The sequence below is a fragment of the Geobacter sp. SVR genome (assembly GCF_016865365.1).
Taxonomy (GTDB): domain Bacteria; phylum Desulfobacterota; class Desulfuromonadia; order Geobacterales; family Pseudopelobacteraceae; genus Pelotalea.
Map to the genome: position 1 here is coordinate 3,262,075 of NZ_AP024469.1, position 23,309 is coordinate 3,285,383.

At 59.1% G+C, this 23,309-nt stretch carries 20 protein-coding genes; 15 read left to right on the plus strand and 5 right to left on the minus strand.

Features of this window, described 5'->3' with window-relative positions; translation table 11 throughout:
* The first annotated feature begins 15 nt into the window (after positions 1–15).
* The 5 genes from GSVR_RS15380 to GSVR_RS15400 all read left to right on the plus strand — a co-directional run bounded on the left by GSVR_RS15380 (position 16) and on the right by GSVR_RS15400 (position 5,422).
* Positions 16–1,788, plus strand: coding sequence for a tail spike protein (locus GSVR_RS15380; RefSeq protein ID WP_173200792.1), 1,773 nt, complete (start codon positions 16–18; stop codon positions 1,786–1,788).
* A gap of 43 nt (positions 1,789–1,831) precedes the next feature.
* Positions 1,832–2,317 carry a hypothetical protein gene (locus GSVR_RS15385; protein WP_173200790.1) on the plus strand — a complete coding sequence of 162 codons (486 nt, stop codon included), beginning with the start codon at positions 1,832–1,834 and terminating at the stop codon, positions 2,315–2,317.
* A 68-nt stretch (positions 2,318–2,385) separates the two neighbouring features.
* Positions 2,386–2,799 carry a hypothetical protein gene (locus GSVR_RS15390; RefSeq protein ID WP_173200788.1) on the plus strand — a complete coding sequence of 138 codons (414 nt, stop codon included), beginning with the start codon at positions 2,386–2,388 and terminating at the stop codon, positions 2,797–2,799.
* 485 nt (positions 2,800–3,284) lie between these two features.
* Positions 3,285–4,907 carry a methyl-accepting chemotaxis protein gene (locus GSVR_RS15395; RefSeq protein WP_173200786.1) on the plus strand — a complete coding sequence of 541 codons (1,623 nt, stop codon included), beginning with the start codon at positions 3,285–3,287 and terminating at the stop codon, positions 4,905–4,907.
* 17 nt (positions 4,908–4,924) lie between these two features.
* Positions 4,925–5,422 (plus strand): chemotaxis protein CheW, encoded by a 498-nt coding sequence (locus GSVR_RS15400; protein WP_173200784.1) that lies wholly within the window; start codon positions 4,925–4,927, stop codon positions 5,420–5,422.
* A 138-nt stretch (positions 5,423–5,560) separates the two neighbouring features.
* Here GSVR_RS15400 and GSVR_RS15405 read toward each other — a convergent pair whose 3' ends face one another.
* The 3 genes from GSVR_RS15405 to GSVR_RS15415 form a co-directional block, all read right to left on the minus strand.
* Positions 5,561–6,058, minus strand: a complete 498-nt coding sequence (locus GSVR_RS15405; protein ID WP_173200782.1) for an Hsp20/alpha crystallin family protein — start codon at positions 6,056–6,058, stop codon at positions 5,561–5,563.
* A gap of 551 nt (positions 6,059–6,609) precedes the next feature.
* The gene (locus GSVR_RS15410; protein ID WP_173200780.1) at positions 6,610–7,059 is read right to left on the minus strand and encodes a surface-adhesin E family protein; all 450 of its coding nucleotides are present in this window, start codon (positions 7,057–7,059) and stop codon (positions 6,610–6,612) included.
* 17 nt (positions 7,060–7,076) lie between these two features.
* Complete coding sequence (locus GSVR_RS15415) at positions 7,077–7,487, minus strand: hypothetical protein (RefSeq protein WP_173200778.1); 411 nt, start codon at positions 7,485–7,487, stop codon at positions 7,077–7,079.
* A gap of 163 nt (positions 7,488–7,650) precedes the next feature.
* Here GSVR_RS15415 and GSVR_RS15420 point away from each other — a divergent pair, with 163 nt between their 5' ends.
* From GSVR_RS15420 to GSVR_RS15465, 10 genes are all read left to right on the plus strand, one after another.
* The gene (locus GSVR_RS15420; protein WP_173200776.1) at positions 7,651–8,148 is read left to right on the plus strand and encodes a Slp family lipoprotein; all 498 of its coding nucleotides are present in this window, start codon (positions 7,651–7,653) and stop codon (positions 8,146–8,148) included.
* 150 nt (positions 8,149–8,298) lie between these two features.
* A complete protein-coding gene (locus tag GSVR_RS15425; protein ID WP_173200775.1) occupies positions 8,299–9,573 on the plus strand; it encodes an alpha/beta hydrolase in 1,275 nt (424 codons plus the stop codon).
* A gap of 9 nt (positions 9,574–9,582) precedes the next feature.
* The gene (locus GSVR_RS15430) at positions 9,583–10,419 is read left to right on the plus strand and encodes a VacJ family lipoprotein (RefSeq protein ID WP_173200773.1); all 837 of its coding nucleotides are present in this window, start codon (positions 9,583–9,585) and stop codon (positions 10,417–10,419) included.
* Positions 10,420–10,911: 492 nt separating this feature from the next.
* Positions 10,912–13,389, plus strand: a complete 2,478-nt coding sequence (locus GSVR_RS15435) for an AMP-binding protein (protein WP_173200771.1) — start codon at positions 10,912–10,914, stop codon at positions 13,387–13,389.
* A gap of 219 nt (positions 13,390–13,608) precedes the next feature.
* On the plus strand, positions 13,609–14,874 hold the full coding sequence (locus GSVR_RS15440; protein ID WP_173200769.1) for an MFS transporter: 1,266 nt from the start codon (positions 13,609–13,611) through the stop codon (positions 14,872–14,874).
* Between the two features lie 224 nt (positions 14,875–15,098).
* On the plus strand, positions 15,099–16,649 hold the full coding sequence (locus GSVR_RS15445; protein WP_173200767.1) for a PAS domain S-box protein: 1,551 nt from the start codon (positions 15,099–15,101) through the stop codon (positions 16,647–16,649).
* Positions 16,650–16,674: 25 nt separating this feature from the next.
* The gene (locus GSVR_RS15450) at positions 16,675–17,118 is read left to right on the plus strand and encodes a response regulator (protein ID WP_173200765.1); all 444 of its coding nucleotides are present in this window, start codon (positions 16,675–16,677) and stop codon (positions 17,116–17,118) included.
* An 18-nt stretch (positions 17,119–17,136) separates the two neighbouring features.
* Positions 17,137–17,949 (plus strand): ATP-binding protein, encoded by an 813-nt coding sequence (locus GSVR_RS15455; protein ID WP_173200763.1) that lies wholly within the window; start codon positions 17,137–17,139, stop codon positions 17,947–17,949.
* Between the two features lie 89 nt (positions 17,950–18,038).
* Positions 18,039–20,501: an EAL domain-containing protein gene (locus GSVR_RS15460; protein ID WP_173200761.1), complete on the plus strand. Its 2,463-nt coding sequence runs from the start codon at positions 18,039–18,041 to the stop codon at positions 20,499–20,501.
* Positions 20,498–21,076, plus strand: a complete 579-nt coding sequence (locus GSVR_RS15465) for a cob(I)yrinic acid a,c-diamide adenosyltransferase (RefSeq protein WP_173200759.1) — start codon at positions 20,498–20,500, stop codon at positions 21,074–21,076. Before GSVR_RS15460 ends, GSVR_RS15465 begins: the two co-directional genes overlap by 4 nt.
* A 389-nt stretch (positions 21,077–21,465) precedes the next feature.
* Here the strand turns inward: GSVR_RS15465 and GSVR_RS15470 are convergent, their stop codons facing one another.
* Positions 21,466–22,599: a M20 family metallopeptidase gene (locus GSVR_RS15470; protein ID WP_173200757.1), complete on the minus strand. Its 1,134-nt coding sequence runs from the start codon at positions 22,597–22,599 to the stop codon at positions 21,466–21,468.
* Positions 22,596–23,108, minus strand: coding sequence for a GNAT family N-acetyltransferase (locus GSVR_RS15475; protein ID WP_173200755.1), 513 nt, complete (start codon positions 23,106–23,108; stop codon positions 22,596–22,598). Before GSVR_RS15475 ends, GSVR_RS15470 begins: the two co-directional genes overlap by 4 nt.
* Positions 23,109–23,309: the final 201 nt, after the last annotated feature.

The following is a 23,309-nucleotide window of genomic DNA, read 5'->3' on the forward strand; positions in this document are numbered from 1 at the left end:
GAAAGGAGATAAATAATGATCATTCTGACTTTAAAATCCGGTGCTGTATACGCAAAAGCTACCATTACTGCACTCAACACGGATGCAGATGTCGCGAACGCAGCGAGGGTTGAGATCACCAGTAACTATGCCATCAGCGACAATATGACACAGCGTAACGACGGCCCCCCCTGGACGTTCACAAAGGGTGGGGTGCTTACGGTTGCAAGCGGGAAAATTTTTACTTTCGCTGCTCAGCCTGACATACCCGGCAATTATCAAGTGTTTGCAGGAAGCGGGGCCGTTACAGGGCTTAAAGAGGCAAAAATAGATTGGTGGGGAACAAACACGACCCCTGGCAGCACGGACATGTCTGGAGCCATGTCAAAAGCCCTTGAGTCTGGCGCGTCCATAGTTATCCCTCCTAACACTACATACTATTTTGGCAGTACGGTAACTCACACAGGCCGAGTTACTGTTATAGGTTCAGGGGTAACATCTCGAATTAAATCCGATGTTATGGCCTTGCGGATCATAAACGGGTCTGGTTCCCTGATTGATAATATTGATTTTAGTAACGTCACTGCCCCCTATCTTATCATCCGCGACCCTGCTAACTGGACTGCTTCGCCAACATTCTCAACAACCAGCGCCGAGATTGGTTGGCAACCAACTGTAAATGATTATGACATTTGGAGTTCTTTAACTCTTGCTCAACAAAACCAGAATATCGGCCCTGAAATTAATTTTACCGGGAATGCTTCGGATATCACCGTTAGCCGAATAACCGGAAACTTTGTGAATATAGTTCTGGAGTCGGCCACTAATTCAGTTGTGCGGGATTGTAATATACGCGGTGGTAAAGGGTACGCGGGAACTATCGTGTTTTGGAATATCGATGGGCAGCAGGGAAATTCTAACCGCGCCATTAACAACGTGGTGCGCTTTCCTAGTTATTCGGGCATAGCCTTCAGCCGAAACTTCGATGGGCAGGTGGAGGGTAACTTAGTAAACAATGCAGGCGAAAGTGGGATCAAGCTCTGGTCGTTCAGTGCGAACAATGGGCACTGGGACACCCCAGATGGTCCAGACGTGTACTGCTATAATATGTCGATTGTAAATAACCGGACACAATTTGTATGGTTTGATGGGTTTGACTTGGGTTCATCATACGCACAAGTGACCCTCCGAGAGTCCAGGCACATGATCACAGGCAATAAAACGCTGGGTAATGCCAGAACCGGTATGGTGTCCGAAGGCATACACAACACTATCGTAGGGAATAGTGCCAAGAACTGCGGCACATTCGGGATGGCGTTTTACCGCACTGATAACAGCTTGATTAGCGATAATATGATGGAGAACAATGGTCTATTACCTGATACTCCAAATGTTTGGCATGAATTAGTGTTGGTAGGTAGCGGTAATACTGTTACCGGCAACCGTATCGAACGCGGATCAGTCTACTCTGGCGCGGCCATATATGAGGAACTTAGCGTCAGCCCGACCAATTATATCGCACACAACCACGCGATAAACGCATCTTTTGCGTTTGCCGATGCTTCGGGTTTACACTCATCTGTACTGGTTGGTAATCACTCTTCTATTTCACCCAATATGGAGTTTGGGAATTACCTTATTTCAGCGTCTACACCAACTCCACAAGAATCTGATATCCCGGCAGGGACTAGCTACCCTTATGACGCTGTGGTGTGGACATATGATGACGTGGGTAATAATTTGATAGGCCGTGTCAAATACCGCAACGGGCAGGTGCGACGGGCTGTTGTTCCGTTAGTTTATCCATAAATGCGGAGCTATTTATATTTTAGCAGCAGTAGGAGGGGATGAAATGGATCAGACCAGGCTATTAGATACACTGAAGCAGGATGAGGGCTTTTCCTCAAAATCCTATTGGGACAAGAAGCAATGGACCTATGGCTATGGCTGCAAGGCACCAGGCGAAGGCGCGACAATTACTAGAGAGGCGGCGAAACCGCTTCTGGAAGAACATCTCGACACGGCAATCGCCGGATTCAAGCGCATGTTTCGCGGCCACGAGTACAAATTCAACGAGGTGAGGGAAGAGGCGTTCATTCAGCTCATTTTCAACATGGGGACCGGCCGGCCGGATGGGAACGAAGGACTTTATTCGTTCAAGAACACGCTTGGCTTCATCTTTAAGAATAGCGACGTCCCATGGGCTTCCGTAGCTGATGGGCTTCAGCGGTCGCTCTGGTTCCGACAGGTCGGCAAGTCGGGAGATCCTGACGGTCCAGGGCCGAAAGAAGGGCGCGGAGAGCGGATTGTGCGGCAGGTTCGTACAGGTGTTTTTTGATCGTAATTTCTACAACTGCCATAGGAGGTTACAAGTCACCTCCTGCATTCAGAGAAGGAGGGTATGCGATGAAGGTTGAAAAGATCAAATACCGAGACGGGTATAAGTATCAGCTTGCATCAGGCTACTCGATACAGGTCTCAGTATTCCCTACGAAGCACATCGCGACGGAATACATTGTTCTCAGTATGACCGGAGTTCTGATCATCAATGAAGGCTACGCCTGGGACGGTCCTTCAGGGCCCACTATCGACAGTAAGAATTTCATGCGGGGAAGTCTTGTCCATGATGCGCTTTACCAGCTCATGCGGGGTGGGCTTATATCTGAGCGATGGAGAGAACAGGCGGACAAGGAGCTTCAGAGGATCTGCATCGAGGATGGCATGTGGAAGATCAGGGCATGGTGGGTATATCGAGCCGTGCGCGACTTTGGCGGCAGTTCGGCCGCTCGCTGTAAAACCCAAATATTGGAGGCACCATGAAAAAGGTATTTCTGCTGTGTTCTGTTCTTCTGGCCGGCTGCAGTACAGTCAACTGCAATTTCCACGGCGACAACAACAAGGTGACAATCGAGCAGCCGAAAACGATCTCTACATCACCGTCTGTAACTGCGTCAGGGAACACGGTTCCGGTTCTACCTTAGGGGGTACTTATGGGGGCATTTCATAAAAAATAAATATGATAATTTATATAAAACAACAAATAGTTATGCCTATAAATAGATTCCGACAAACGGCTCCACACCATTTTTCCAAGACGCCCCAATCTCTGCGAGGTTAGGGCGTTTTCCATTTCCGTCTTCACCACTACCCGCTGAATCCCCGCGACTGTCCCTGCATTATGTACGGTGCGACTGTGACCGGGCTTACAGTTTCCCGCACATCAATCTGGTAGGTTCGTCTGGCCATAAATACCTGGTCACCACTACCCAAACCACCTCCCCCGGTAGAGGCTCTTGGAGAACATCATGAAAAATTTGAAGCTGGGAACGAAGTTGATCATAAGTTACGTCATCGTAGCCTTGGTTGCCGGAATCGTCGGAATGGTCGGTGTCATAAAGATTCACCAAGTCAACGAAGCCGATACGGAACTCTACGAGAAGATCACCCTGCCCTTGGGCGAACTTGCCGGTATATCGGTGGACTTCCAGCGGGTGCGCATCAACCTGCGCGACGCCACTGAAACCAATGATCCGGCTGAAGTGAAAGCCGCCTGGGACACCATCACCACGCTGCGCAGCGAAATCAGTGCACGCGCCGAACGATTCGAGAAGACCATTCTGACCGATGAGGGGCGCAAACAGTTCGCCGAATTCAAGGAGGCCCGCAAGGCCTATGTCGGCTACATGGACCGGATTCGGGAGCTGGATCAGACAGGCAAGCATGACGAGGCTATGGCACTGATCCATGGCGACGCAAAAAAGGCGGCCCTGCATTACCAGGGGGTACTGAACAAGCTGATGGAATCGAAGCAGGCGCAAGCCAAGCAGACCTCCGACAGCAACGACAGGCAGGCCCGCACCGCATCCGCCATCATGATTGCGCTGAGCGTGATCGGCATCATCATGGCTGTCGGCTTTGGCCTGCTCGTCACCCGCACGATAACCGGGCCATTGAACGCGGCTGTTTCAGTAGCCGACCGGCTGGCCGCAGGGGATCTGTCCGTCACGGTCCAGGTGACCGGAACGGATGAAACCGGCCACTTGATGGCTGCCATGAAGAATATGGTCGCCAGCCTGCGCGATATCATCACCCGCACGGCGGATATCTCCAGCGGCATTGCCTCAGCATCCAATCAGCTCCACTCGACTGCCAGCCAGATCGCCACCGGCACTGAGGAGGTGGCTGCCCAGACAAATACCGTGGCTACCGCCAGCGAGGAGATGTCCGCGACCTCCAGCGACATCGCCCGCAACTGCTCCATGGCTGCCGACGCTTCCCGGTCCACGACCGAATCGGCCAATATCGGGGCCGCAGTCGTGCAGGAGACCATCACCGGTATGAACGTCATCGCCAACCGGGTACGCCAGACATCCAAGACCGTCGAGGCGCTCGGCACCCGCTCGGAACAGATCGGCGCCATCATCGGCACCATCGAGGACATCGCCGATCAGACCAACCTGCTGGCCCTGAATGCCGCCATTGAGGCAGCCCGCGCCGGGGAGCAGGGACGCGGCTTTGCGGTGGTTGCGGACGAAGTGCGCGCCCTGGCGGAGCGGACCACCAAGGCCACCCGCGAGATCGGCGAGATGATCAAGGCCATCCAGGGCGAGACCCGCGAGGCGGTCAAGGCCATGGAAGAGGGGGTTTACGAAGTGGAGAAGGGCGCGGTTTCCTCCCAGAAGTCAGGCCAGGCCCTGGAAGAGATCCTCAACCGGATCAACGAGGTCTCCATGCAGATCAATCAGATTGCCACGGCAGCTGAAGAGCAGACCGCCACAACGAACGAAGTGACCGGCAATATCCAGCAGATTACCGAGGTGGTGCATCAGACCGCCCAGGGTGCGGATGAGACGGCAAGCGCTGCGGCCCAGCTGGCGCGGCAGGCCCAGGATCTGCAGAGCCTCGTCAGCCGTTTCAGACTGACATAGGGAGAGAGAGGACGATCATGAGCAATCTGCCTGTTGTTAAAAAAGAAGGTCAACGATCCAACGAAATCATACAGTTGGTCAGCTTCGAACTGGGTGGTGAGGAATATGGCGTTGACGTGCTGACGGTGCGGGAAATCATCCGCATGCCCTCCATCACCAAAATGCCCAATACCCCCGATTATGTGGACGGCATCATCAATCTACGGGGCATGGTGGTGCCGATCATCTCGCTGCGCAGGCGCTTCGCCCTGTCGGAGCGGGGGGAAGACCGCGACAGCCGTATCCTGGTAATGGAGGTGGGCTCGGGCCTGACCGGTTTCGTGGTTGACGCGGTGGCCGAGGTGATCAGGATATCTGCCGCAGAAATCCAGCCATCCCCACCTGTCGTGCAGGGTAATGCGGCCCAGGAATGCATCACCGGCGTAATCAACCATGGTGAGCGGCTGCTGATCGTGCTGGACATGGAGCGGCTGTTTACCGACGAGGAAAAACAACGCTTCGTGGCGCTGGAGTAGCACCATCCTGCTGCCTTATCACGAGCGCACGTCATTATTGCCGGGTTCCTGCTCCATCTGTCGGCAGAAGCCCCCTCTTCCTCCCCATGACCGGCAGAGGAGATGCCCGCAAAGGCATCTTCTTCTGCCGGGCTCTCCTTACCTGATAGTGATCTTCTTGACCTTTTCCCTGGCTTCCCGGCTCTTCGGAATCCGGATTTCCAGAATACCATCCTTGAAGGTTGCCGATGCCTGATCGGAATCCACCTCGGCCGGCAGCTGAATCATCCGGCTGAATGAGCCGTACGACCGCTCAAGACGATAATAATCCTTGTTTTCGACCCTCTCTTCCTTTCTCTTTTCCCCGGAGATGCGGATGGTATTGTCACTGAACGTTACCTCCACATCCTCTTTCCGTATTCCGGGGATTTCCGCCTTGACAACGACATCCTCCTGTTCTTCATACACATCCACGCTCGGAATCGCAGGCTCCTCGAATTCCGGAAATGTCCGCAGCCAGCGGGCCGGGCTCAGAAAGGCATAGGGGCGTCTCCAGAAATCTTCGAACATTCTCTCCATTCTTTCCATTTCATGCAGGGGGGACAAGGGACGATGCGGCTCCTGCCTGGCCAGTTCCCGTGATTCTTTCTGCGCCATTCTGCACCTCCTCGATGAAGGTTGTTGCCGCCTTCAACAAGCGGGATCGCATCCGGCGGCATGATCTCGTGCCATTCCTCTCCTGCTGCAGTGGAGGCCATCAGGAAAGATATATACTTCAAGTCTACGTTTGGGCCGGGAAGAGTCAAGAATGTGCGGGAGTGTTTCCGGCGGGAACGACGGACATGCGGGCATTTATTGCGGAGGTCCTCCAGGCGGAGTTTCCGACACAGGGGCCGAAATGGTACAATGAAAGGGGAAAGAGGTGACCACCAATGAGGGAAACGAGTTGCGGCAGCATGAAGCACTACGAGCACATGTGTTCGCTCACACTGAACGGGTGCGCCATCGAGAAACTGCTCGCAACTGGAGATGCTGACATCGCTCCGTGCGGGGGACAGGGCTCATAATCACCGATTCATCTGCACTCCCAGCCTGATCGGAACATGACATTCGCACCGGCATCCTTAAGACGCCAGGGCCAGGAAGCAGAGCGAGGGGGCTGCGCAGCCGCAGGCGCGGCCCTTTTCGCAGCCCCGCATCGGTAACCGCTACGGTACCCTGCGGTTCTCCTGCGCGACAGGTGGGCCGGGAGCCGGCGGTGATTGCTGCGGAAGATCGCCGCAAACCACCCTGGACAGACTCTCCGGCAGTGATGCCGGCTGAATGTTCTTCCAGTCGCTCCCGTGATAGCTGATCGTTATGGCCAGGGAATTGTCCGTCGGGTAGGTTACCGTCAGAACCGCCCGATAGGCATGCCGGGCACAATCGAATTCGGTCAGGGTCCGCACCTCGAAAATGCCCTTTGCCATATCCTCCCTGGTACCCAGGGTTCTTTCCCATACCTTGGCCATATCCCCATTGATGACGATACTTTGGGGACTGTAAAAGTTCCTGGCGCCATCACTGCCGTTTGCATGGTATTCCCAGCGGGAGGCGTGTGCGGGAGAGACCACCATCCACGCCACGGCGGCCGAGACAAGCCATAATACCGTTTTCATCCCCCCTCCCCGCATCGTCAGCTGTCCCCGTTCCTGCCCAGCCAATACCTGAGCCGTACAAAGGGGTTGTCCACCGCCTGCTTGCAGACCGTCGCCCGATCGTCGATCAGGGTCGCCAGGTTGGAGATGTTTCCGGTCACTTTTTCCGTCATCTCCCTGAGCGAGGTTTCAACCCTTGCTTCCACAGTTGCCTTGCCCCCCATCATCAATGAATACTCCAGGGCCCGTTCGCGGGCATCCAGGGCCAGTGCATTTTCCGGGGCCGCGGCATCGTCGCGCTGGAGTGCCCAGTAGCAGACGGCATAATAGGCCGCACAATCGGCCAGCTCCAAGGCCTGGAGGCCCAGGGCGCGCTCGTAGTCGAGAGCCGGCGCGGCCGTTGCTGTCATGAACATCGAAGCCACCGCCATGGTCACGATGGTTTTCATACATCCTCCAGTGTAAGCGCTCTATATTAAACACGATTCTAGCAGCTATTGTTCCGCTGTCCAGCGACGGGCATTACCATGACCCGGCATCAGGTCAGGCGGCTCTTGACAAAGGGGCTTTTGCTGGAAAGATTAGTGTAACGACGAAATCGGGAAAACGAATATGCGCATCATCTTTTCAATCATCCTGGCGGCCTTTCTGCTGACGGGCTGCGCCTCGGTCATCAGCAACAAGTCTCAGCGCCTCGTTGACCGAAACATTTCCTTCACCCAGCTGCAGAAGGACCCGGAACGCTATAACGGGCATTTCGTCATGTTCGGCGGAGTCATCGTCTCCCTGTGGAACAAGAGCAATGGAGCGGACGAACTGGAGATGGTGCAGCTCAAGACAAACGAGCAGGGCGAAATCATCGATACGACCTCATCGGAGGGGCGCTTCTTCGCCATGAGCCCGACCTTCCTTGACCCGGCCATTTACCAGCCCGGCGTGATGGCGACACTGGTGGGAGAGGTACGGGGCACCAAGACCGTGCCGATCGGGGAGCGCGAATACATCTATCCGGTACTCCTCATCAAGGAGATCCATCTCTGGAAACCGGATCAGTCGCGCCCTCAGCCAACGTTCCAGTTCGGCGTCGGGATCGGTACCACCATCCATTGAGCCTGGGAATGTTTTTTCCTCCGGCACCCGTTCCGGGCGAGCCGGTTTCTTCACCCCACCAGCAGGCGAATGAAGCAAAAGACGGAATACTGTGCGGAACCGCGCTTCGGGCCCGGGTCGCGGCCGCCGGTTCGCAAAAGGGGTCCTGGCATGAAGTGCCTGATACAGTTGATGATCGTCTGCCTGATCCTGGTGCCGGCGCTCGCACCGGGGGCGGACGGGCAGTACGGGTACCCGATTCAGGACGCCTATGGGGCAACGATCCTGGGAACCCCGGCTAAACTCAAACCGGAGCTGCCCAAAAGCGTTCGCACGCGGGAACTGGTGCTGGACGTGGTTCCCGGCCGCCAGCGCCCCCCGATCTTCAATTACAACGACGGCCTGCGCTGTACCGTTGCTTATCACAAACGGCGGGCGCCACTGGTGTTCCTGATCGCCGGCACCGGCGCCGGGAATCAGGCCCCCCACCAGGTCACCCTGATGAAGGCCCTGTACGTGGCCGGCTTTCACGTCATCACCCTCCCCTCCCCCACCACCCCCAACTTTATCATCTCCGCCTCCCGGAGCTGCGTACCGGGCGTCCCCTTCGATGACGCCGTGGATCTGTACCGGGCCATGGAAACCGCCTGGAACGCCGTTGCAAAGGATGTCGAGGTCTCCGACTTCTACCTTTCCGGCTACAGCCTGGGCGGCAGCCAAGCCGCCTTTGTGGCCAGGCTGGACGAGGAGCGCAAGGTGTTCAACTTCCGCAAGGTCCTGATGATCAACCCGGTCGTCAGCACCTACACGGCCGCCCAAAAGATCGAAGAGCTGTTGATGGCGATCCCCGGGGGGCCTTCTAAGGTGGGTTATTTTTTCAACCGGATGCTGGACAAGTTCAGCGAATACTACATCTACGGCAGCTTTGTCGCCATCAACGACGAATTCATATACGAAGTCTACAAGGAGAAACTGTTCTCCCGGGAAGAGGCCGGAGGACTGATCGGCCTCGTCTTTCGGCTCAATTCGGCCGGCATGATCTTCACCTCCGACGTCATGACCAACAGCGGATATGTGGTCCCCAGAAACCGCGTCCTGACAACCACCGATTCCCTGTACGACTACTTCCAGGTTTCCACCCATCTCAGCCTTTTCAATTACCTGGACGAACTCCTGTTCCCCTGGGTTCACCAGCAAAAACCTGAGATCGGCAGGCAGGCCTTCATCGACTCCCTGAGCCTGAAAAGCATCGGCGACTACCTGAAATCGTCGGCCAAATTCGGTCTGATGACCAATGCCGACGACTTTTTGCTGACGCCGGACGATCTCGATTTCTTCAAAAGGACATTTTCCGAGCGTGCGACGATCTACCCCCGCGGGGGACATCTCGGCAACATTGAATACCGGGAGAACGTGGCCCACATGGTGGAGTTCTTCAAACGGTAAGGAGGGGGCATGAAATCGGGGGAACCTTGCAGTCCCGCCCTTCGCGGCCGGTTGCTGTCCCTGCTGCTCGGGCCGTGCCTGGCAGCGGTGGTGGCCGGATGCGCCACAACCGCGCCCGTTACCGCCGAGGAAAAGCCGATGCACACGGTAAGCGAGTTCCGGGACCAGCGCTTCGGTTACGTGGACGACCCCTGGGAGTCCTTCAACCGCAGCATGTACAATTTCAACTACTACTTCGACAAATACTTTTTTCTTCCGGTCATAAGCGGTTACGAATTCATCACCCCCACCATTCTCCAGACCGGTATCTCGAACCTCTTCAGCAACCTGGGAGAGGTCCGCAATTTCACCAACAATCTCCTGCAGGGAAAACCGGTAGATTCCCTGGCAACCCTCGGCCGTTTCGTGACCAACAGCACCATCGGGCTCGGAGGTCTGTTCGATCCTGCCACCCCGCTCGGGCTGGAGCGCCGGTACAATGACTTCGGATTGACCCTGGGCCACTGGGGCGCCGGTTCCGGTCCGTATCTGGTCATGCCGATCCTGGGTCCATCCACCCTGCGCGATACCACCGGCTGGGCCGTGGACAGCGGCATGCGTTACGGGATCTACCACGCCATCGATCCCTTTGAAAGCACCAACCACGAGTTCGCCATCTCAGCCGGCATCGTCCTGCTGGAGGCGGTCGACAAGCGCCATCAGGAAAGCTTCCGCTACTACCAGAGCGACAATCCCTTCGAGTACTACATGGTGCGCTTCTTTTATCATCAGAAGCGCAATCTCGATGTCCTCAAGGGGCTGAAAAAGCCCGAGGAGGGGGAAGAGGAGAAGCGCGGAGCTGAATGACACGGAGAAACGACAACTCCTTCCCTTCTCCTTTATGCCCTCTGGCCTCTCTTATGCCAAGAAGGGGGCGCACTGCATGGGCTTGTGCAAGAAATTACGACGATAGCATTCCCAGCAGCACTCGTGACCGCGGGGATTCGAGAGCGGCTATCCATGAATCCGTGAAGCATGGAAGCCGGAGCGAGCGTCATGCCGGGGCTCCATCGTCGCCGGCTCCGCTTCATGCCGGCATTGCCGCCCCACCGTCGACGAAATGCTGCCCATACGGAAATGCAAGAGCAGAGGCATGGGTAGCGAGTGCAGGCTGGAAGGCTTCACGGATTCAGCCCCACCGGCAAATCCATCCCTGAATCCGTGAGGCATGGGTAGCGAGTGCGAAGGCTTCGCGGATTCAGCTCATGCCTGCACTGAAGGGTTCTGCCCCGACCGCTTTTACCATTGCCGGAGCAACGAAAATCGAGGATAATGCCCCCTCATCGAAGGGGAACTCGCATGCGAACCTTGGTCGACCTGTTTGAGACATTCGCTTCCCGGGGCGATACAACAGCCTTTGTCAACCGCACCGGTGTGCGCCGCCAGGAGGTGTCCTACCGGCAGTTCAGCGAGCTGTCGCTGAAAATGGCCCGACTGCTGGCGGACAACGGCGTTCAGCCGGGTGACCGGGTGCTGCTCTGGGGTCCCAACTCATCCTGGTGGGGCATTGCCTACTTCGGCATCATCCTGAGCGGAGCGGTCGCCGTTCCGGTGGATTTCATGTCAGGGCCGGAACGGGCGGATACCATCCGCACCCTCACCGAGGCACGCCTCGTCGTCCAGAGCAGATTCAAGGCCGAACGGCTCTCCTTTTCCCCCTCGCTGCTGCTGGAAGACCTGCACTTCCTGCTGGAGAACGTCGTCCCCCTCTCCAGCCCCCATCATCCGGCGCCCGGCGATATGGCCCAGCTGATCTACACCTCCGGCACCACCGGTAATCCCAAGGGGGTCATACTGACCCACGCCAACCTGACCGCCAACATGATCCAGATCAACCAGGCGGTGCCGATCATCACCCCCTCCTTCACCTTTCTGTCGCTCCTGCCGCTCTCACACATGTTCGAGCAGATGGGGGGCTTTTTCACCCCGCTCTACCGCGGGGCAGGCATCGTCTATCTGCGCACCCTCAAGCCATCGGCCATCATGGAGGCGCTGGCCGAGGAAGACATCTACGTCATTATGTCGGTCCCCCGGCTGATGCAGCTTCTCAGAACCTCGATCGAGCAGGGGCTGGCCGAAAAGCATCTGGACGGAGCGGCACGCAGGCTCTTGCAACTGGCCCCGCACCTGCCCCCTGCCCTGCGCCGGCTGCTCTTCTTTCCGGTCCACAAGGCCTTTGGCCGTCATTTCAGGCTCTTCGTCTCCGGCGGTGCGCCGCTCGACCCGGAGCTGCACTCCTTCTGGGACCGGCTCGGATTCACCCTGCTGGAGGGCTATGGACTGACCGAATGCTCGCCGGTCCTGACCGTCAACCGGATGGAGCGCCAGGTGCCCGGCTCGGTCGGCCCGGCCCTGCCGGGGGTTGAGCTGAAAATGGAACACCAGGAGGTCGTGGCCCGGGGAGACAATGTCTTTCCCGGTTATTACCGGAACGAGCAGGCCACCAGGGCCGCCTTCACCGCCGAGGGCTGGTTCAGGACCGGCGATCTGGGGGAGCTTGCCCCGGACGGCTGGCTGACCATCAAGGGACGTGAAAAGGAGCTGATCGTCACCGGCGCCGGGGTCAACGTCTATCCCGACGAGATCGAGGCCATCCTCAACAGGGTCGCCGGTGTCAGGGAATCATGCGTGATCGGCATGGACCGCGGCGGAGGGGAAGAGGTGCACGCGGTCCTGCTGCTGGATGGCGCCGGACAGTCCCCGGATGAGATCGTGCGCCAGGCCAACCTGCAGCTCGATACGCTGCACCAGATCAGCGGCGCCACGGTCTGGGACGAGGCGGAGTTTCCCAAGACCACCACCCTCAAGATCCAGAAGTTCCTGGTAAAGGAGCGGATCAGCAAAGGGCGGGAGCTGGGAGGAGGGACTGTTTCCGGTGACCGGCTGCTGGCCCTGCTGGCACGGATCACCGGCACTCCGGCCGCAGAGATCGGGGAGGATGCGCTGCTGGTGGCGGACCTGGGGCTGACCTCCATCGGCCGGGTGGAACTGGTCAATTACCTGGAACAGGACTACCGCCTCGACATCGAGGACTCCCGCATCGGGCCGCAGACGCGAGTCCGGGACCTGCGCCAGATCATTTCCAAACGCGAACGGGTGCAGAGCCGCGACCGTTTCAGGTTCTGGACCAACAGCACCCCGGTCAGGGGGCTCAGGATGCTGTGGGACGCCATCGTCCACTACCCGCTCTTCCGCAGCTTCGTCACCCTGGAGACGCGCGGTGCGGAGCTGCTCGAAAACCTGGAAGGGCCGGTCTTCTTCGTATCCAACCACCTGAGTTACTTTGACCAGCCCTCCATCATGTTCTCCCTGCCGCGTCGGCTGCGGTACCGCACCGCCAGCGCCGCCTACGAGGAATTCTTTTCCAGCCCCTCCGCAGGTCCCCTGATGAGGATCTGGAAACGATTCACTTACGAATACGGCACCTGGCTGCTCAATCTCTTTCCCCTGCCCCAGACGCGCGGATTCGGCGGCTCGATGCGCTTCATGGGTAGACTGGTCGATCACGGCGTCAACATCCTGATCTTCCCGGAAGGGCAGCACTCCCGCGACGGCATGATGCTGCCCTTCAAGCCGGGGCTGGGGATCATGGTGAAGGAGCTGGGCATCCCGGTGGTGCCGGTCAAGATCAGCGGCACCTATCAGATCCTGCCGCACCACGCCAGCCGGCCGAAGCGGGGCACCGTGACCGTGACCTTCGGCGCGCCGCTGCGCTTCCGCTTCGAGGAACCGGCCGAGATCGTCAAAACGGCGCAAGCCGCAGTGGAGCGGCTGTAGAAGACGCCATGATAATAGAACGCGGATGACGCGGACCGAGCGGATAACGCGGGTAAAAAACCGATCAGAACACGAATCCCGGCCGGCCCCATAGGCGCGGAGATAAGCACAAACTTTTATGGATAACTTCTTTCAAACCACTCCGCGAAAATCCCGCCCAATCGCGTCATCCGCGGCCCATTGCCTTTTGATTTTTGATTTGAAGTTTCAGGGATATTCATGACTACCGACACAACTTCACCTAACTATCGCCGCTACGCCCTGTCCATGCTGCTGGCGGTCAATCTGCTGAACTACATCGACCGCCAGGTGCTGTTCGCCGTGTTCCCGCTGCTCAAATCGGACCTGCAGTTGTCGGACACGGCCCTGGGTTTTCTGGGGAGCGTCTTCATGCTCAGCTACCTGATGACCGCCCCGCTGTTCGGCTGGCTGGGGGACCACTGGAGCCGGCTGCGGCTGGCGGCCGGCGGCCTGGTGGTCTGGAGCCTGGCAACGGCCCTGGCCGGATTCGCCCCCGGCTACCGGACCCTGCTGGCGGCCCGGGCCGTGGTGGGGGTCGGCGAAGCCAGCTTCGGCACGGTCTCCCCCGGCCTGATCTCCGACTTTTTTCCGCGCGAACGGCGGGGGCGGGTGCTCTCCTGGTTCTACGTGGCCATCCCGGTCGGAAGCGCCCTGGGCTACCTGCTGGGGGGGATGCTGGGACACCGCTTCGGCTGGCACGCAGCCTTTCTGGTGGTCGGCGTGCCGGGACTGCTGCTGGCGCTGCCGATCGCGCTCATGAGGGAACCGCCCCGCGGGGGCCAGGATGCTGCACCGGACGATGAGCAGGAGGTGAAGACCGGCGGGTATGCGGCCCTGTTCAGAAACCGCTCCTTCGTGCTCAACACCCTGGCCATGGCAGCCATGACCTTCGCCATCGGAGGGCTGGCCCAGTGGATACCCTCCTTCCTCTACCGCACCCACGCCCTGGATGTGGAAAAGGCCAATACCCTCTTCGGCGCCGTAACCGTGCTGGCCGGCATTGCCGGGACCCTGACCGGCGGCTGGCTCGGCGACCGCTGGCAGAAGCGCACCCCCCGGGGCTACCTGCTGGTATCGGGATGGGGATTCGTGATCGGCGCACCGCTGGCAGCCGCCGCCTTTCTCTCCACCAGCCTGCCCGGCTGCATGACCGCCATTTTTCTGGCCGAATTCTTCCTGTTTCTCAACACCGGCCCCCTCAACACCGTCATCGTCAACGTCACCAACCCCGGCGTGCGTGCCATGGCCTTTGCGGTCAACATCTTCTTCATCCACGCCCTGGGGGATGCCATTTCCCCCTCGATTCTCGGTTGGCTCTCGGACCAATGGGGGCTGCGCCAGGCGCTTCTGGTCACTCCACTGGCAATGGGGCTGGCAGCCCTGTTCTGCTTCGCGTGCGGCAGACAGGTTGCGGCAGACATGTCCGTATCCAGTGATCGGGGACCAGGAACCGGTGATCAGTAAAACCTTTAACACCAGAAACAAGACAAGATTTTGATGTTGCCGGCCCCTGATCCCCAGTCCCCACCCCAAGTTTACCCGCCCCTCACCCTCAGGCCGTTGTGCTATAATGATGTCGTAGTATCCTTTGAAAAAGGGGGTGGCGTCCCGCGCCGCAGGCAGGCTCATCCGGGGCCGGACATGGCCGATGGATGCAATGCGATGCCACATCAGTCGGGGATGCGATCATGGCTGATAAAAAACAGCAGGATCAGGAATCTGTCGTAATCCCGGGCGCCGGTGCCAAGGCTGCGGTCAGCGACGAGCAGCTCCGATCCATGGTCCAGAACGTCACCAACCATGCCCTCTACATTATCGACCCCGAGGGGCGGATCATTTCCTGGAACGCCGGTGCTGAAAGGATCATCGGTTACCGGGCCGATGAAATCATGGGCCGGCACTTCTCGATCCTGTTTCCCAAGGAAGATATACGGGCCGGGACCCCGCAGCGGGAGCTGAAACGGGCCCTGGCGCACGGCAGGATCGAGGTCGAGGGCTGGCGCGTACGCAAGGACGGCAGTCGCTACTGGGCCAATGTCACCAGCATTCCGCTGCTCGACGAGCAGGGGGGGGTGACCGGTTTCGGCAAGATAGTCCGCGATGCGACCGAGCAACGCAACCATGACGAACAACTTCACAAGAGCCGCAACATGTTCGAGCGGCTTTTCGAACATGCGCCGGATGCCGTGGTGGTGGTAGATAACCGCGGAACGATCCGCAAGGTCAATCTGCAGGTCGAAACCATATTCGGCTACCAGCGCGACGAACTGATCGGACATCGCGTGGAAAAACTGATCCCCGCGCGTTTCCATACGATTCACCGGCAGCACCGCAAGACCTACTTCGCCGATCCGCGCACCCGCAAGATGGGGGCAGGCCTCGATCTGTACGGTCGCACCCGCAACGGCGACGAAGTGCCGGTCGACATCATGCTCAGTCCGGTTGAAACCGAGAATGGCACCTGGGCTTTTGCCGTCATACGGGATGTCACCCAGCGCAAGCAGGACGAACGGGCCATTACGGAGCTGAACGACCTGCTCAAACGGCAGGTCGGCCAACTGGCCGCCACCAACCGGGAGCTGGAGGCCTTTTCCTATTCGGTATCCCATGACCTGCGCGCTCCCTTGCGCGCCCTGGACGGCATCAGCCTGGCGCTGCTGGAGGACTACGCCGAAAAGCTGGACAAGACCGGCCGGGACTTCCTGCATCGCATCAGGAGCGCCGCCCAGGCCATGGGGGAATTGATCGACCATCTGCTGACCTTGTCGCGGCTGGCGCGCACCGAGTTGCTGATCGAGCGGGTCGACCTGAGCGAAATGGCGCACCAGGTAGCCGAGGAACTCCGCCAGCAGGATCCCGGCCGCACCGTGGAGTTCGTGATCACCCCCGACATGATCGACAGCGGTGACAGCAACCTGCTGAGGGTGGCGATCACCAACCTGCTCGGCAATGCCTGGAAATTCACCTCCAAAAAGGACACCGCCAGGATCGAATTCGGCGTGCAGCAGGATCAGGAGGGGAAAATCTATTTTGTCAGGGACAACGGCGCCGGTTTCAACCAGGCGTATGCCGAAAACCTTTTCAAACCTTTCCAGCGCCTGCACGCCGTGGGAGAATTTCCGGGTACGGGCATCGGGCTGGCAACGGTGCACCGGGTCATCAGCCGCCACGGGGGAAGCATCTGGGCCGAAGGGGGCGACCAGGGGGCCACCTTCTATTTCCGGCTTGCCGCGGCCTGAGCCGTCACCGCAGAGGAGAAAATGAATGAAAGATAAAATGATTCTGCTGGTGGAAGACAATCCCGACGATGAATTGCTGGTCCTGCGCGCACTGAAAAAGGCCAATGTCCTCAACCAGGTCATTGTGGCGCACGACGGGGCCGAGGCGCTCGATTACCTTTTCGGCACCGGCGTCTATGCCGGCCGCGACATCAACGACACACCGGCCATTACGCTGCTCGATCTCAAACTGCCCAAGATCGACGGTCTGGGGGTGCTGCGCAGGATCCGGGCCGATGAACGGCTTGGAAGGCTGCCGGTAGTGGTCCTGACCTCCTCGCGGGAGCAGGAGGACATACTCAAGAGTTACGAACTCGGCGCCAACAGTTATGTGCGTAAACCGGTGGAGTTCAACAGTTTTGCCGATGCGGTGCGTCAGCTCGGCCTGTACTGGCTGGTACTGAACGAACCGCTCCCCCTCCAACGTTGATCGACCGGGAGGACTGACATGGCAAACACTGCCGAAAAGGAGTCATTTGCCGGACCGGCTGCCGCAGATGCCGGCGACGAACTGCGGGATCTGCAGCAACGACTGCAGGCGGCCGAGCTGCATGCCAGTGAAGTCGACCGGGAAATGGACCAGCTCAGCTATGCCATCTCCCACGATCTGCGTGCCCCTTTGCGCGCCGTGGACGGCTTTTCGGAGATACTCCTGGAGGATTATGCCGACAGGCTCGACGACCAGGGCAAACACTACCTGCAGGTGATACGGAACAATGCCCGCACGCTGGGTGCAGGCATCGAGGCACTGCTCGCCCTGGCACGGGTCGGCCGGCGCGCACTGCAGCGCGTGGATCTCGATATGAACCTGCTCTTCTCCCAGGTCCGCACCGAACTCATGGCAGCCGATCCGGAGCGCAGCCTTGCATTCGAGATCGGCAGCCTGCCCCACGCCTTCGGAGACCGGGATATGGTGCACGATGTCATTCGCGAGCTGGCAGGCAATTCTGTCAAGTTCACCCGCCCCAGGGAAACGGGGGTCGTCACGATTTCCGGGGAGAGCGACGGCAGGGAATGCCGGTATACCATCAGCGACAATGGCATCGGATTCGACATGCAGTATGCGGACAGGCTGTTCGGCCTGTTTCAGAGGCTGAACGGCTCCGAGAGTTTCGAAGGCCAGGGGACCGGGCTGGCCCGGGTCCGGCGGATACTGGACCGGCTCGGGGGAAAAATATGGGCCCAGGGGGAGGACACAGGAGCGGTGTTCTCTTTTACCCTGCCCGCCGCCGGCGGCACACCGGGGACTGGGGACCGGTGATCGGGGACCGGTGACTTCCAAAACCTCAGGCTCAGCCGTTTTCCCCTTTGCCGTGTGCAGGCGAAGGGCAATGCAACCGGAACTTTTACATGGACACTGAACTGCGTATCCTCATCCTGGAAGACAGTGCCACCGATGCCGAGCTGGTGCAGCATGCCCTGCGCAGGGAAGGCTTCACGTTCGACATGCGCCGGGTCGAAACCGGGGAGGAGTTCGGCGCCGCCCTCCTGGACTACGGACCGGGCCTGATTCTCTCCGATTACTCCCTGCCCTCCTTCGACGGCCTGACGGCGCTCAGGCTGGCCCAGGAGACCCTGCCGGACGTTCCCTTCATTTTCATCAGCGGCACCCTCGGCGAGGAGCGGGCCATAGAAATACTCAAGATGGGGGCCACCGACTACGTGCTGAAGGACCGGCTGTCGCGTCTGGCACCGATCGTTCACAGGGCCCTTCAGGAGGCACGGGAACGGATAGTCCACAGGAGAACGCAGGAAGCGCTCAGAAAAAGCGAAGAGATCTACCGCCGGATCGTGGAGACGGCCCAGGAGGGAGTCTGGATCGTCAATACCGAGGGGGAGACGATTTTCGTGAACAGCCGCATGTCGGAGATTCTCGGCTATACCGACATGGAATTCAGGGGATTCCGGATGGTCGAGCTGATGGATGCCTCGGCGCGGCATAGGGCGTCGATCGACCTGGAACGGCAGGCGGGACGGGTGGAACACGAGCTCAGACTGCGGCATCGCGACGGCTCCCTGCGCTGGGTTTCCATGGCGACCAGCCCACTTTTCGACGACAGGAACCGGCAGATCGGCGTGCTTTCGATGATCAATGACGTCACGGCCAGAAAACAGGCCGAGGATGAGCGCAACAAGCTGTGGGCCGCGGTGGAGACGGGGGGTGACTGGGTGCTGATCACCGATATCCGTGGCACTGTGGAATACGCGAATCGCGCGGTGGAGCATATCTCGGGGTACGGCAAGGACGAAATACTCGGCCGGAACACCAGGATGTTCAAATCGGAGAAACAGGATGACTCGCTCTACCGCCAGATGTGGAAAGATATCCTGGCCGGCAAATCCTTCAGATCAATGGTCGTCAACCGCAAGAAGGACAACAACGTCTTTCACCTGGATCTGACCATAACACCGCTCATGGACGAGAGCGGCACCATCGTCAACTTTGTGGCCACCGGCAAGGACATCAGCGAAAAAAAACTGATGGAAGAACGCCTGAACTACCTGGCCTACAACGACCTGCTCACCGGCCTGGCAAACAGGAGCCTGTTCTTCGACCGCCTTCAGCAGGCCATCACCATCACAAACCCCGGCAAAAAACTGGTCTTTGCCGCCATTATCGACCTGCAGCGCTTCAAGTACATAAACGAAACCTTCGGTGTCAGCGCCGGCGACGAAATCCTGAAGGAAGTTGCCAGACGGCTGACCGATGCGGTGCGGCCCGGAGATACCGTTGCCCGTTACGGCGGTAATTCGTTCGGGGTGATCCTGCCCGAAATCGGCGAAACGCGCGACGGCATCCTGATCATCGAGAGAGTGATCACCCACCTGTCCAGGCCCTATCAGTGCGGCCACGAAGAGCTGATCAACACCTTCAGCGTGGGCATAGCCATCGCTCCCACCGACAGCAACGCGCCCCAGGTGCTCATGCGGCATGCCGAGGCGGCGCTCTTCAGGGCCAAGGACAAGAAGGGGAACAGCTATCGCTTCTACACTCCGGGCATGAACATCATTGCCACCGATTTCCTGGCAATGGAGAAGAACCTCTATCACGCCCTGGAAGCCAACGAGTTCGTTCTGCAGTATCAACCCTATTTCGACATACGCAGCGGCGAGCTGAAAGGCATGGAGGCACTGATCAGATGGCGTCAGAAGGACGGCAGCCTGATCCTGCCCGGCGACTTCATCCCGATCCTGGAGGAAACCGGCCAGATTGTGGCTGTCGGCGACTGGGTCATAAAAACCGCCTGCGAGCAGATCGCTGCCTGGCGCAGCGCAGGCATCCCCCTGGCACCGGTGTCGGTGAACCTCTCGCCGACCCAGTTCCGGCAGGAAAACCTGGTTTCCCAGATAATAGCCCATCTGGCCGCCTACGATGTGCCCACCGGACTCATAACGATAGAAATCACCGAAAACATCTTCATCCGGGACATCGACTATACCCGCCAGATCTTCGAACAGTTCCGGGCACTGGGCATACACCTCTCCATCGACGACTTCGGCACCGGCTACTCTTCGCTCAGCTACCTGGCCCGCTTGCCCCTCGACAACCTCAAGATCGACATCTCCTTCATCGTCAATCTCGTCAGGGACCCCAAGGCCTTTTCCATCGCCAAGGTCATCATCACCATGGCCCATGAGCTGGGGATGAAAACCATAGCCGAAGGAGTCGAAACCGCCGAGCAGCTGGCCATTCTGAAGCAGCTCGGCTGTGACCTGGTGCAGGGTTTCTTTCACCACAGGAGTCTGACCGGGGACGAGATGGGGGCCCTGCTGCGGGAAGGGCGCAGCGCACACCTGCCGACAAACCCATGACGGACGGAAAGGCGGCACCTGAGATGCAGCACCTCGAACAGCACACAACAGTCGGCCTGATCGTCGTACTGACCGGGAACGGCAAGGGTAAAACCAGCTCGGCCCTGGGGATGGCGCTACGGGCCAGCGGTCACAGGAAGCGGGTCTGCATCATCCAGTTCATGAAGGGGGATCTCTACAGCGGGGAGATCGACGGCCTGAAATCGCTGCGCACCCTGGTCGAGTTCCATCAGACCGGCAAGGGTTTCTGCGGCATCCAGGGCAATCCCTACCCCTACCACGAGCATCGCGCCAATGCCCAGACCGCCATCGAACTCTCCCGAGAGAAGATCCGCTCGGGCCACTTCGATATCGTCATCCTGGATGAGATCAACAACGCCCTGAAACTCAGGCTGGTGGACCTGCCCCAGGTGCTGGAACTGATCGACAACAAGCCGCCGGAACTGCACCTGGTGCTTACCGGCAGGGACGCCCACCCGGAGGTCTGCGAGCGGGCCCATACCGTGACCGAAATGCGGGAAATTAAGCATGCCTATCGGGAGGGGATCGAACCGCAGGCTGGTATCGATTACTAGAAGGTTGTTGAAAAACGGGCATCTCGCCGCCGTCCTCGTCAGCCCTCTTGTGCGGCGTAGCGCTGCTACGCCTCCGCGGGACTTTCTGCGGGTGCGACGATCTACCCATTTTTGAACAACCCGAGAATTTCAACAGTCTGCTAAGAGGCTGTTTTTTTGCGCGACAGCAGGTTCAGGTAACTGTGCCGGAATCCGTGGCGCCGGACTGCCGGGGCGCCTGAAAGAAGCCGGGGCCCCAACGTCGCCGGGATGCCTGGGTTATCGTAACGGCAGGCCCTCCGCCGAAATGTTCCAAACCGGCCGAAGAGCAAGGGCAGAGGCCTTTCAGGCGCTCCGGCGGGGAGGCGTCGCGGATTCCGGCGCGCCGGGAAAAAGCCGAGAGAGATCTTTCAAGCCCCGGCCTTCAGGCACAGTGCTGCATAGATCCGGGCCGCCGCAACCACCTCCTCGAATACCACCTGCTCATCAGGCGTATGGGCCGTCTCCAGTGATCCCGGCCCCAGGATCAGTGGCTTGACTCCGGCCGCATGGAACAGGTTGCCGTCCGAATGGGAACGGAAGGCGTCCAGACGCAGGGGCAGTTCCAGCTGGGAATAGATATCGCCCAGGACCCGCGCCAGCAGGTTGTCCGTGCCCAGGCTGTAGCCGCGGGATGCGAAATCGAAGCTGACCTTCAGATCGAGGCCGGGGATGTGGTTGCCCGCTGTGGCGGCGATATCGGCAACGTCTCTCTGGAATGCCAGCGGATCCCTGTCCGGGGGCAGATGCAGATCGATCCAGGCCTCGCAGCGGTCCGGCACAACAAAACCTCCCCGCGACGAACTCAGCTCGCGGATCGAATAGACCACCTCCGATCGCTCCCGGTCGAACATGGCATGACGTCCGACATGCAGAAGCACCCTCAGCATCGATTCCACCGCATTGTGCCCCAGCTCGGGCAGGGATGAGTGGCTGCGGCGGCCCCGGGTAACAAAGCCGGCCTCCAGGTAGCCGTAATGGGCGAAACAGGCTGCCAGGCCGGTGGGTTCGCCGATCACAACGCAGGGGGGGCGGCAGGCCTGCAGAAAGGTGGCGCTGCCGTCGCCGTTCTCCTCCTCCCCCACCACCAGCAGAAGACCCACCGAAGGAAGCTCGTGCGCGGGGAGAGCCTCTGCCAGCGCCAGCCAGGCCTCCACCATGGCGGCGCAGCCCCCCTTCATGTCGCAACTGCCCAATCCGCGAACAAGGCCGTTTTCCTCACGGGGACCGAGCTCGTCCAGATCCCAGGCGGTCACCGTATCCACATGCCCCACCAGGTAAAGCCGCGGCTCCCCCTGCCCCATGGTCACCTGCAGATTGTAGCGGCCCTGTTCCACCTCCTGGCGTTCCACCCGGAAGCCCGCCCCGGTCAGCAGCGTCTCCAGGTAGAGCTGGACATCCTCCTCCTTACCCGAGGGGGAATAGATCTCCAGCATCTCCAGCAGGGTTTTCCTGAGCCTGCCCGGATCGACCGCTCCCCACAGTTTTTCGAGTTCGGCTGTCACGCCCGTTTTTCCGACCGTTTCTTGGGTTTCAGAGACAGGTTGAGAGTCATGTAGACATGTTCCTGGATATGCCCGAATCCCTGTTTCTCGAAGAAATTGATGGCAGGCCGGTTGTCGGCCGACGTATCGATGATAATCATCCGCACCCCCTGCTCTTTCATGCGGCGCTTGATCTCCCGGAACAGCCGGCTGCCCACCTGCCCCTTCTGGATGTCCGGGCGCACGCCCAGCCAGATCAGGTAGCCGTACTTCCAGGAGGAGCGCTGTTTTTTCACGGTGGTGCCCAGAGCGAATCCGAGAATCATGTCACCGGCTTCGGCCACGACACACAGTTCGTTGTCCGTATTGAACAGCGTGGTGATCTCGTACTCGTCCCAGGTGCGGTAGAGGCTTTGGGAGTAGTTGGCGGTAAAAACCTGCTCCCCTATGTGGAACACCTCCGGGATGTCGTCGATCGACATCTCACGGATGCGGGTGGTCTCGTCCCCCGCTGACAGCGCATCTGCCATGGCATGACCTCGTCGGATGAATTGTGCCTTTGGCCCGCATCTGCGAATCCATTCTACAAGTATACCCTCTGATCGACCGCTGTCATGGCGTCAGAGCATTCCGGCCGGCGATCTGCGGCACGGCAGCCGTACCCCATCCATGGCCGGAGGCTTTCCACTTCCGGGCGGCACAGCTCCGGAATACCGGCCAATTCCGCCTTT

What these genes read in the sequence shown, in the direction of transcription:
- GSVR_RS15380 (WP_173200792.1), top strand. Translation starts at nt 16, where the DNA reads ATGATCATTCTGACTTTAAAATCCGGTGCTGTATACGCAAAAGCTACC.
- GSVR_RS15385 (WP_173200790.1), top strand. Translation starts at nt 1,832, where the DNA reads ATGGATCAGACCAGGCTATTAGATACACTGAAGCAGGATGAGGGCTTT.
- GSVR_RS15390 (WP_173200788.1), top strand. Translation starts at nt 2,386, where the DNA reads ATGAAGGTTGAAAAGATCAAATACCGAGACGGGTATAAGTATCAGCTT.
- GSVR_RS15395 (WP_173200786.1), top strand. Translation starts at nt 3,285, where the DNA reads ATGAAAAATTTGAAGCTGGGAACGAAGTTGATCATAAGTTACGTCATC.
- GSVR_RS15400 (WP_173200784.1), top strand. Translation starts at nt 4,925, where the DNA reads ATGAGCAATCTGCCTGTTGTTAAAAAAGAAGGTCAACGATCCAACGAA.
- GSVR_RS15405 (WP_173200782.1), bottom strand. Translation starts at nt 6,058, where the DNA reads ATGGCGCAGAAAGAATCACGGGAACTGGCCAGGCAGGAGCCGCATCGT.
- GSVR_RS15410 (WP_173200780.1), bottom strand. Translation starts at nt 7,059, where the DNA reads ATGAAAACGGTATTATGGCTTGTCTCGGCCGCCGTGGCGTGGATGGTG.
- GSVR_RS15415 (WP_173200778.1), bottom strand. Translation starts at nt 7,487, where the DNA reads ATGAAAACCATCGTGACCATGGCGGTGGCTTCGATGTTCATGACAGCA.
- GSVR_RS15420 (WP_173200776.1), top strand. Translation starts at nt 7,651, where the DNA reads ATGCGCATCATCTTTTCAATCATCCTGGCGGCCTTTCTGCTGACGGGC.
- GSVR_RS15425 (WP_173200775.1), top strand. Translation starts at nt 8,299, where the DNA reads ATGAAGTGCCTGATACAGTTGATGATCGTCTGCCTGATCCTGGTGCCG.
- GSVR_RS15430 (WP_173200773.1), top strand. Translation starts at nt 9,583, where the DNA reads ATGAAATCGGGGGAACCTTGCAGTCCCGCCCTTCGCGGCCGGTTGCTG.
- GSVR_RS15435 (WP_173200771.1), top strand. Translation starts at nt 10,912, where the DNA reads ATGCGAACCTTGGTCGACCTGTTTGAGACATTCGCTTCCCGGGGCGAT.
- GSVR_RS15440 (WP_173200769.1), top strand. Translation starts at nt 13,609, where the DNA reads ATGACTACCGACACAACTTCACCTAACTATCGCCGCTACGCCCTGTCC.
- GSVR_RS15445 (WP_173200767.1), top strand. Translation starts at nt 15,099, where the DNA reads ATGGCTGATAAAAAACAGCAGGATCAGGAATCTGTCGTAATCCCGGGC.
- GSVR_RS15450 (WP_173200765.1), top strand. Translation starts at nt 16,675, where the DNA reads ATGAAAGATAAAATGATTCTGCTGGTGGAAGACAATCCCGACGATGAA.
- GSVR_RS15455 (WP_173200763.1), top strand. Translation starts at nt 17,137, where the DNA reads ATGGCAAACACTGCCGAAAAGGAGTCATTTGCCGGACCGGCTGCCGCA.
- GSVR_RS15460 (WP_173200761.1), top strand. Translation starts at nt 18,039, where the DNA reads ATGGACACTGAACTGCGTATCCTCATCCTGGAAGACAGTGCCACCGAT.
- GSVR_RS15465 (WP_173200759.1), top strand. Translation starts at nt 20,498, where the DNA reads ATGACGGACGGAAAGGCGGCACCTGAGATGCAGCACCTCGAACAGCAC.
- GSVR_RS15475 (WP_173200755.1), bottom strand. Translation starts at nt 23,108, where the DNA reads ATGGCAGATGCGCTGTCAGCGGGGGACGAGACCACCCGCATCCGTGAG.